General features: G+C 69.1%; 8 protein-coding genes and 3 pseudogenes. 2 read left to right on the forward strand and 9 right to left on the reverse strand.

Going from position 1 to position 9,086, the window contains the following annotated elements:
• From VFA06_RS20305 to VFA06_RS20340, 9 genes and pseudogenes are all read right to left on the reverse strand, one after another.
• The coding region (locus VFA06_RS20305; RefSeq protein ID WP_324842230.1) for an NADH-quinone oxidoreductase subunit L at positions 1-1,413 on the reverse strand (1,413 nt) is incomplete at its 3' end.
• Positions 1,410-1,847 carry an NADH-quinone oxidoreductase subunit NuoK gene (gene nuoK / locus VFA06_RS20310; protein WP_324842231.1) on the reverse strand — a complete coding sequence of 146 codons (438 nt, stop codon included), beginning with the start codon at positions 1,845-1,847 and terminating at the stop codon, positions 1,410-1,412. The genes nuoK and VFA06_RS20305, both read right to left, overlap by 4 nt.
• Complete coding sequence (locus tag VFA06_RS20315) at positions 1,847-2,440, reverse strand: NADH-quinone oxidoreductase subunit J (RefSeq protein ID WP_324842232.1); 594 nt, start codon at positions 2,438-2,440, stop codon at positions 1,847-1,849. The genes nuoK and VFA06_RS20315 overlap by 1 nt, the downstream gene beginning before the upstream one ends.
• Positions 2,437-3,024 (reverse strand): NADH-quinone oxidoreductase subunit I, encoded by a 588-nt coding sequence (locus tag VFA06_RS20320; RefSeq protein WP_349260263.1) that lies wholly within the window; start codon positions 3,022-3,024, stop codon positions 2,437-2,439. The genes VFA06_RS20315 and VFA06_RS20320 overlap by 4 nt, the downstream gene beginning before the upstream one ends.
• A 116-nt stretch (positions 3,025-3,140) precedes the next feature.
• Positions 3,141-4,109: an NADH-quinone oxidoreductase subunit NuoH gene (nuoH, locus tag VFA06_RS20325; RefSeq protein WP_324842234.1), complete on the reverse strand. Its 969-nt coding sequence runs from the start codon at positions 4,107-4,109 to the stop codon at positions 3,141-3,143.
• A gap of 79 nt (positions 4,110-4,188) precedes the next feature.
• Positions 4,189-4,362 (reverse strand): annotated as a pseudogene (locus VFA06_RS26135) (hypothetical protein); the annotation flags it as partial.
• 97 nt (positions 4,363-4,459) lie between these two features.
• A pseudogene (locus VFA06_RS26140) lies at positions 4,460-5,176 on the reverse strand (NADH-quinone oxidoreductase subunit C); the annotation flags it as partial.
• A gap of 345 nt (positions 5,177-5,521) precedes the next feature.
• Positions 5,522-6,089, reverse strand: a pseudogene (locus VFA06_RS25960) (NADH-quinone oxidoreductase subunit B); the annotation flags it as partial.
• Between the two features lie 14 nt (positions 6,090-6,103).
• Positions 6,104-6,496 (reverse strand): NADH-quinone oxidoreductase subunit A, encoded by a 393-nt coding sequence (locus tag VFA06_RS20340; protein ID WP_324842237.1) that lies wholly within the window; start codon positions 6,494-6,496, stop codon positions 6,104-6,106.
• A gap of 277 nt (positions 6,497-6,773) precedes the next feature.
• On the opposite strand from VFA06_RS20340, the gene VFA06_RS20345 reads away from it, so the two are divergent.
• Together VFA06_RS20345 and VFA06_RS20350 are read left to right on the forward strand one after the other, a co-directional pair.
• Positions 6,774-8,675, forward strand: coding sequence for a 2-oxoacid:acceptor oxidoreductase subunit alpha (locus VFA06_RS20345; RefSeq protein ID WP_324842238.1), 1,902 nt, complete (start codon positions 6,774-6,776; stop codon positions 8,673-8,675).
• A partial coding sequence (locus tag VFA06_RS20350; RefSeq protein ID WP_324842239.1) for a thiamine pyrophosphate-dependent enzyme occupies positions 8,668-9,086 on the forward strand: 419 nt, incomplete at its 3' end. The genes VFA06_RS20345 and VFA06_RS20350, both read left to right, overlap by 8 nt.

The following is a 9,086-nucleotide window of genomic DNA, read 5'->3' on the forward strand; positions in this document are numbered from 1 at the left end:
GACGAACCCCAGCACCGCGGCGGGAACGGCGAGCACGATCAGCGGAACTAGTTCGGTCTGCGGTGCCTCGACGCGGTGGTCGTCCGGCGAGGCCTCGGGGAACGGGCCCCAGAACATCTTCAGCCACAGCCGCGTCGCGTATGCGGCGGTCAGGCCGACCGTCAGCAATCCGCCGATCAGCACGATCCGTCCGGCCGCGGCGAACTGGCCCGACGCGTCCCAGGCGGCGCCGAGGATCGCCTCCTTGGAGAACCAGCCCGAGAACAGCGGAACGCCCACAAGCGCCGCCAGACCGACCGTCATCGTGCGGAACGCGATCGGCATGCGATGCCGCAGTCCGCCCATCTCGGACAACTCGTTCGAGCCCACCCGGTGGATCACGACTCCAGCGGCGAGGAACAGCAGTGCCTTGAACGCACCGTGCGTGATCAGGTGGAAGACGGCTGCGGTACGGCCACCGACGGCCAGACCGCCGAGCATGTAGGCGAGCTGACTGACCGTCGAGTAGGCGAGCACCTTCTTGATGTCGGTCTGCGCGAAGGCCGCGAGCGCCGAGCCCGTCATCGTGATCGCCGCGATGACTGCCATCAGCGTGAGCACGCCGGGCGCGAGCAGGAAGACCGGGTACAGCAGTGCGACGACGTACACACCGGCCGCGACCATGGTCGCGGCATGGATAAGTGCGCTGATTGGTGTGGGACCGGCCATCGCGTCGGGAAGCCAGGTGTGCAGCGGGAACTGCGCGGACTTACCGACCACGCCGCACAGCAGGAGTACCGCGATGAACGATGCGTAAGGCAGTCCGTTGACGCCTACGTAGTGCAAGACGTCATCGATGCGGAAGCTGCCGGTGCGGATGCCGAGCGCCGTGATGCCGAACAGGAACGGCACGTCGCCGGTCTTGGTGACCAGGAAGGCCTTGATCGACCCGGAGCGCGCGTCGGGCCGCTCCCAGTAGTGGCCGATCAGGAAGTACGAGCAGGCGCCCATGATCTCCCAGCCGACCAGCAGCACGATCAGGTCGGCCGAGTACACGACCAGCAGCATCGCGGCGGTGAAGAGGGAGATGAGCGCGGCGTAGGTGGGGTAGCGCTTCTCGTGCCGCATGTAGGTCAACGAGAAGACCTGCACGCACAGCGCGACTACGGTCACCAGGATGCCGACCAGCGCCGAGAGTCCGCTGACGCGGGTGCCGAGCCAGACGGTGTACTGGCCGGCCGGGGCGAGCTCGGTGATCGAGGTGGACACACCGCCGGTGCCGTGGGCGACCTGGACGACGAGCGAGCAGAACAGCGCGGCGGCGATCGGCGCGACCGACCAGAACTTCACGTGCCGCAAGTCGCGCGCCCCGGCGAAGGTCACCGCCGAGCCGAGCGCGGGCAGCGCGATGGTCAGCAGGGCGAAGAGGTTCACCGGGCCGCCTCCGTCTTCGCCAGCGCCCGCGCGACGACGGGTTCCTCCTCGGCTTCGGATCCGCCGTCGCCGGGAGCGATGGCCACGGCGTCAGCGCTCGGATCGGTTTCGTCCGCCGGACCGCCGAGCGGCTCAGCGAGCTGGCGTTGCCCGTCGATGTCCGCGTTACCGCGCTGCCGGAAGATCATCAGCACGATCGCGAGGCCGAGGCCGGTCTCCGCGGCTGCCATCGTGATGATGAACAGCGTGAAGACCTGGCCGATGTTGAACTGGTCGCGGATGAGGGAGCCGAAGGCGACCAGGTTGATGGTCACCGCGTTCAGCAGCAGTTCGATGGCCATGAGCACGGTGATCGCGTTGCGGCGCGCGAGGACCCCGTAGAGGCCGATGGCGAACAGCAGCGCGCCGAGCAGCAGTGGGTACACGGCGTGCATCAGGCAGTACCCCTGTTTTCTTCGGACTCGCTGTCGGCACCCCGGCGCGAGACGACGATCGCGCCGACGAGCGCGGCGAGCAGCAGCACGGACAGGGTTTCGAAGGGCAGCACCCAGAACCTGAACAGTGCGGCGCCGTTCGCGGCATTGGTGCCTTGCGGTACGGCGGCGCGCGGTTCGAGCCAGGTGGTGTGGTACGCATCGACGATGACCGTGACGAGCACGCCTGCCGCGGCGGCCGCGACGACGATCGCAGGCAGCTTGTACTTGACGTCGAGCTCGTCGGTCCGGCCAATCGGCGCGCGGGTCAGCACCAGGCCGAACAGCAGCAGTACGACGATCGCACCGACGTAGATCAAGATCTGCACCCAGGCGACCAGTTGCGCGCCGAGCAGCAGGTATTCGCCCGCGATCCCACCGAGGCACACGACCAGCCACAGCGCCGCGTGCACCAGGTTCTGCACGGTGACCACGAGCAGCGCGGAGCCCAGGACGAGCAGGCCGATCAGGACGAACGCGATCTCGACCCCGGTCGGGGAGAGATAGGACGGCGCCGCGGCCGGGAGCGCCGAGACGGCCAGCGCGCTGCTCACCCGTCGCCCTCCGCTCCGGAGTCAGTTCCGGTTCCGGTCCCACTTCCGGTTCCGGTCTTCGCCCCGGCGCCGGCCGCCGCATCCGGCTCGGCGAGCGCCACGATCTCAGCGGCCTTCTGCGCGGCGAGCAGCTTGTCCGCAGCCTTCTGCGCCGCGGCGATCTCCTTGGGCTCCTCGGCCGCGGGATCGAGCGCGACCGGAGCAGGCACGGTCCAGAACCACTCGCGCAGCCGATCCTTCTCGTGCAGCAGATCCTTGATGTCGAACTCGGCGTACTCGAACTCCGGGGACCATTCCAGCGCGTCGAAGGGGCAGACCTCGATGCAGATCCCGCAGTACATGCACAGCGAGAAGTCGATGGCGAAGCGGTCGAGCACATTGCGGGTGCGCTCGCGGCCGCCGCCGGGTGGCGCCGGGATCGTCTCCTTGTGCGAGTCGATGTAGATGCACCAGTCGGGGCACTCGCGCGCGCACAGCATGCAGACCGTGCAGTTCTCCTCCAGCAGCGCGATCACGCCGCGGGTGCGCGGAGGCAGTTCCGGCGGCTGATCCGGGTATTGCACCGTGTGCGCGTGCCGGGTCATGGTCTTGAAGGTCGTTGCCAGACCCTTCACCAGGCCCGCGCCGGGAAACTCCCGGGCCGGACTCTTCGTCACGTCTGGTCCCTTGTCCACGTCGGCGCTCTGATCCAGCTCGGAGGTCACAGCACTCTCACCACCCCGGTGATCGCGAGTTGGGCAAGGGCCAGGGGGATCAGCGCGGTCCAGGCGAAGCGCATCAGCTGGTCTTCGCGCAGTCGCGGATAGCTGACGCGCAGCCAGATCACCACGAAGGAGAGCACCAGGGTTTTGAGCACCGTCCACAGCCACCCCAGGTGCGCGGAGAACGGGCCGTGCCAGCCGCCGAGGAAGAGCACCGTGGTCAGCAGGCACAGCAGCACGATCCCGGCGTACTCGGCCAGCAGGAAGAAGGCGAAGCGCAGGCCGGTGTACTCGGTGTACGCGCCGAAGATGATCTCGGAGTCGGCCACCGGCATGTCGAACGGCGGGCGCTGCAGCTCGGCCAGACCGGAGACGAAGAACACGAAGGCGCCGATCAGCTGCCAGGGCAGCCACCACCACTGCCACTTGTCGACGATTCCGCTGAGCGACAGGGTCCCGGCGGCCATGCCCACGGAGGCCGCCGACAGCAGCATCGGCAGCTCATAGGCCATCAGCTGGGCTGCCGTGCGGATCCCGCCGAGCAGCGAGTACTTGTTGGCGCTGGCCCAGCCGCCCATCAGGGTGCCGAGCACCCCGACACCCATGACCGCGAGCACGAAGAAAAGCCCGACGTCGAGGGCGACCCCGACCTGCGTGCCCGGGCCGATCGGCACGACCACCAGCGCGACCAGGTACGGCAGCAGCGCGACGGTCGGGGCGAGCTGGAAGACGGCGCGGTCGGCGTCGGCGGGCACGACCGACTCCTTCTGCGCGAACTTCACACCGTCCGCGATCAGCTGCGCCCAGCCGTGGAAGCCGCCTGCCTCCATCGGCCCGACCCGGCCCTGCATGTGCGCCATGGCCTTGTGTTCCATCTGGCCCACCAGCAGCGGCACGACCAGGAAGAAGCCGAGGATGACGACGAGCCGCAGGCCGACCTCGAGCCACCAGTGCGCGGCGCCGCCCATCAGCTCTCGACCTCGCCGTCCGCGCCGGATGAGTCTCCTGCCACGCCCCGCTCGCCCGTGCTCTGCTGAGCCGGGCCCTGCTGAGCCGGGCCCTGCTGAGCTGGGCCCTGCTTAGCCGTGCTCGTCTCGACCGCTCCCGCTGACTCCGGGGTCCGCGGGGGCAGCGGTTTGAGCCACTCCTCCCCCGGCACTCCCGGCGGCAGCATCCGGCGGCGCCCCGGCGACGCCTTCCCCCGGTCGTGTTCGGACTCACCCGGCTCCTTGGCGCCGGGCCAGGCTTTCGCCACGCGCGAGGCGAGGATGAACTCCTTGCGCAGCGGATGCCCTTCGAAACCGTCGGGCAGCAGCAGCGGCTTGAGGTCGGGATGTCCGGTGAACTCGACCCCGAACATCTCGAACGTCTCCCTCTCGTGCCAGTTCGCGCCGCGGTACACCGTGGTCGCCGTCGGCAGTTCGGCGTTTTCCCGCGGCACTGCAGTCTTCAGCAGCAGGCCTTGGCCGCGCTTGAGTCCGGCACCAGCGGAGGCGGCTGAGCCGGCGGCGGTCGCGTCGGCCGGAGCGCAGACGAACGCGGCGATCGTGTAGCCGTTCTCCAATTCGTCGACGGCGGTCAGCCAGTCGAAAAAGGTAGCGCCCAGTTCGTCGCGGGCCGCGGTCAGCGCCGCGATCCACTGCTCGGGCGGTACGACGGCGAGCGCCTGGCCGAAGTTCTCCCGCACCTCGACGGCGCCGCCGGTGGCCTGCGCGAGCACCGGGGTCACCGCCGCGACGAGAGCCCCCGCGCTTTCAGGACTCATCGTCGTACTCCCACTCCTGGTCGCGGGCCGCCTTGTCGAACAACGAGAGGCCGTGGTCGCGGGCACGGCGCAGCTCGCGGAAATAGTGGCGGCGCGGCACCTTGATCTTCGGCAGCAGCTCGGTCGGGCCAAGGTCGCCCGGCGCCGCCACGATCGGCACCTCCTCGGTGAGCGCCTCGGCGGAGGAGACGATCGGCAGCGGCACCTCGACCGTCGGCGCTTCGGGAGTGGCGACCGTCCCGGAACTCGGTTCGCCGGCGGCGGTTTCATGACTTTCACCCGCGGATCGAGCCCCGCCCTGCGCAGGCTCGCCACGCGTCACTTCGACAGTCGGCGCCTCCGCAGGCGCCTCTGTGCCCGGTGCAGCTGTGTTCGGTACGACTGCACTCGATGCGGGTGCGGTCGGCACCGGCTCGGCGGGTAGCGGATCAGTCACGAATTGGGCCGTCAACTGCGGCTCGATCGCCACCGTCGGTGCCAGCGCAGCGGCTGGCTCGCCTTGCGGCTGCGCCGCCGGACGCGAACGCTGCCAGCGCGACTTGAGCGGCTTGAGCCTCGGCTTGTCCGACTTGGCCTGCCCGTTCGAGGAGTCGCGCGGCGCCGTCAGGACACGGCCGCCGGTCCCTTCGGCGGCGATCTTCTCCTGAAGCCGGATGATCCCTTGCAGCAGCGCCTCGGGCCGCGGCGGGCAGCCGGGCACGTACACGTCCACCGGAATGATCTGGTCGACGCCCTTGGTCACCGAGTAGGAGTCCCAGTACGGCCCGCCGCAGTTCGCGCACGCGCCGAAGGAGATGACGTACTTCGGCTCCGGCATCTGCTCGTACAGCCGCTTGACCGCCGGGGCCATCTTGTCGCTGACCGTGCCCGATACGACCATCAGATCGGCCTGGCGCGGGCCTGGCGCGAACGGGATCACGCCGAGCCTGATGAAGTCGTGCCGGGCCATCGAGGCCGCGATGAACTCGATCGCGCAGCAGGCCAGGCCGAAGTTGAACACCCACAGCGAGTACTTGCGGCCCCAGTTGAGCACGACCTTCATCGGTTTGGGCGCCAGGTCGAAGCCCGTGCCGAAACCGCGCGCCGGCGCGCCGACCCGCGGAATGCCGAGCGCTACGGCGCCCGCCCGGTGCCCGGCGCCGGCCCCGTTCGAGCCCGCGTCGGCCCCGATCGCCGGGTCCAGCGCCTCCCCCTCGTTCACAACCACGTCAGCACGCCCTTCTTATAGGCGTAGAGGATCCCGACCGCCAGAAAGCCGATGAAGACGAACATCTCGACCAGCGTGGTAGCGCCGAAGCCCGGCGCGGCGAACACGGTAGCCCATGGGAACAGGTAGACGGCGTCCACCGCGAAGATGACGTAAAGAAACGCGTAGACGTAGTACCGCACATGGGTATGCGCCCAGCCCTCGCCGACCGGATCCACACCGCATTCATAGGTGAGCAGCTTTTCCGGCGTCGGCCTGGCCGGGGCGAGCAGCCGGTTCGCGGCGAAGGACACCGTGACGAACGCGACACCGAGCAGCAACAACATGCCGACGATCGAGTAGGCGGAGTAATAGGTCGTGCCGCCCGTGCCGCCGATTCCCATAAAAGCTCGCCGCCTGCCCTCGCGCGCCAGTCAACCGCCACCACTGCCGGGGTTTCTCCCTCTTCCGGGCGGGTCCCCCGCGTCATCGCACAAGGGTACTCGGCTCGCTAGAGCGCTATTGGACTGCCGTGCGCCGCATGAGCACGGGCCGTTCGCCGTCCACTCAGGCGTACGATGGATTGGACTCGGGAGTGCGGGGAACTACCCGCTCCGGTGATCGAAGCGGCGCAGGCGATCCCAAGTACCGTCCCAGGATGCGGACGCGCGAGGAGGTTCGGTGGCGGGCGAGGCGATCGAAGAGAAGCGGGGCGCCGCGGTCGAGCGGATCGGTGCGGTAGTGATCCGGATCGCGGGCGACTCCGGCGACGGCATGCAGCTGACCGGGGACCGGTTCACCGCAGAGACCGCCGCGTACGGCAACGACCTGTCCACACTGCCGAACTTCCCGGCCGAGATCCGCGCCCCCGCCGGGACGCTGCCCGGAGTCTCGGCCTTCCAGCTGCACTTCGCCGACCACGACATCCTCACCCCCGGCGACGCCCCGGACGTGCTGGTGGCGATGAACCCGGCGGCGCTCAAGGCGAATCTGAAGGACCTGCCGCGCGGCGCCACGATCATCGTCAATACCGATGAGTTCACCACGCGCGCGCTGACCAAGGTCGGTTACCCGGCCAACCCGCTGGAGACCGGCGAACTGGACGGGTACCGCGTACATCCGGTCGCGCTGACCTCTTCCACGGTCAAGGCGCTGGAAGGGCTTCCGCTCTCCCGCAAGGAGGCCGAGCGCGCCAAGAACATGTACGCGCTCGGGCTGCTCTCCTGGCTGTACAACCGTCCGACCGACCGCACTCTGGCGTTCCTGGAGCAGAAGTTCGGCAACAAGCCCGACATCGCGGCCGCCAACCGCGCGGCGTTCCTGGCCGGCTGGAACTTCGGCGAGACCACCGAGGAGTTCGCGGTCTCCTACGAGATCGCCCCCGCGGCGCTGCCCAGCGGCCGGTACCGCAACATCTCCGGCAACCTCGCGCTGGCCTACGGCCTGATCGCGGCCTCGCAGCGCTCCGGCCTGCCGCTGTTCCTGGGCTCCTACCCGATCACGCCAGCGTCGGACATCCTGCACGAGCTGTCGAAGCACAAGAACTTCGGCGTGCGCACCTTCCAGGCCGAGGACGAGATCGCGGGCATCGGCGCGGCGCTCGGCGCCTCCTTCGGCGGAGCGCTCGGGGTGACGACCACGTCAGGACCCGGGGTCGCGCTCAAGAGCGAGACCGTGGGTCTCGCGGTGTCGCTGGAACTGCCGCTGATCATCTGCGACATTCAGCGCGGCGGCCCGTCGACCGGCCTGCCGACGAAGACCGAGCAGGCAGACCTGCTGCAGGCGATGTTCGGCCGCAACGGCGAGGCGCCGGTGCCGATCGTGGCGCCGCGTTCGCCAGCCGACTGCTTCGATGCGGCGTTGGAGGCGGCGCGGATCGCGTTGACGTACCGCACGCCGGTGTTCCTGCTCTCGGACGGTTATCTGGCCAACGGTTCGGAGCCGTGGCACATCCCCGACGTCGAGAAGCTGCCGGACCTGCACGTCGAATTCGCCAAGCCGTCCGAGGACGGTGAACCTTTCCTGTCCTATCAGCGTGATCCAGAGACGTTGGCGCGGCCGTGGGCGATTCCGGGTACGCCGGGTCTTGAGCATCGCATCGGCGGGATCGAGAAGGCGGACGGGACCGGGGAGATCTCCTACGATCCGGCCAACCACGACCTGATGGTGCGTACCCGGCAGGCGAAGGTGGATCGGATCGCGGACAGCGTCGCGCCGCTGGAGGTCGACGACCCCAGCGGCGGCGCGCGAGTGCTCGTGCTCGGCTGGGGCTCGACCTTCGGGCCGGTGCAGGCGGCGTGCCGCAAGGTGCGCAGGCAGGGCGGCCAGGTCGCACACGCGCACCTGCGGCACCTGAACCCGTTCCCGGCCAACCTGGGCCACGTGCTGCGCCAGTACGACAAGGTTCTGATCCCCGAGATGAACCTGGGGCAGCTCGCCCTGCTGATCCGGGCCAAGTACCTGGTGGACGCGGTCGGCTACAACAAGGTGCGCGGCCTGCCGTTCACCTCGGCCGAGCTCACCGATGTGATCAACGGGCTAATCGGGGACACGGCGGCGGTCAAGGGGTTGGGCAATGCTTGAGAGCAAGGCGAACGGCGCAGCCAACGGCGCCGTGAACGGCGCGGCCAACGGTGCGAACGGGACCAAGAACGGCCGCGCGGCCGTTCCGTCCGCCCGCGCCGCCCTTCCCTTGACGGTGAAGGATTTCAAGACCGATCAGGAGGTGCGCTGGTGCCCGGGCTGCGGGGACTACGCGATCCTGGCCGCGGTCCAGGGCCTGATGCCCACGCTGGGCATCGCGCGGGAGAACATCGTGTTCGTCTCCGGGATCGGCTGCTCCAGCCGCTTCCCGTACTACATGAACACCTACGGGATGCACTCCATCCACGGACGCGCCCCCGCCATCGCCACCGGCCTGGCGGCCACCCGCCCCGACCTGTCGGTGTGGGTGGTCACCGGCGACGGCGACGCGCTGTCCATCGGCGGCAACCA

Source organism: Actinocrinis sp., from assembly GCF_035653575.1.
Classification (GTDB): domain Bacteria; phylum Actinomycetota; class Actinomycetes; order Streptomycetales; family Catenulisporaceae; genus Actinocrinis.

Excerpts from the sequence above, each read along its gene's own strand:
- VFA06_RS20320 (WP_349260263.1), bottom strand. The coding sequence starts at position 3,024 with ATGACCCGGCACGCGCACACGGTGCAATACCCGGATCAGCCGCCGGAA.
- VFA06_RS20340 (WP_324842237.1), bottom strand. The coding sequence starts at position 6,496 with ATGGGAATCGGCGGCACGGGCGGCACGACCTATTACTCCGCCTACTCG.
- nuoK (WP_324842231.1), bottom strand. The coding sequence starts at position 1,847 with ATGCACGCCGTGTACCCACTGCTGCTCGGCGCGCTGCTGTTCGCCATC.
- nuoH (WP_324842234.1), bottom strand. The coding sequence starts at position 4,109 with ATGGGCGGCGCCGCGCACTGGTGGCTCGAGGTCGGCCTGCGGCTCGTC.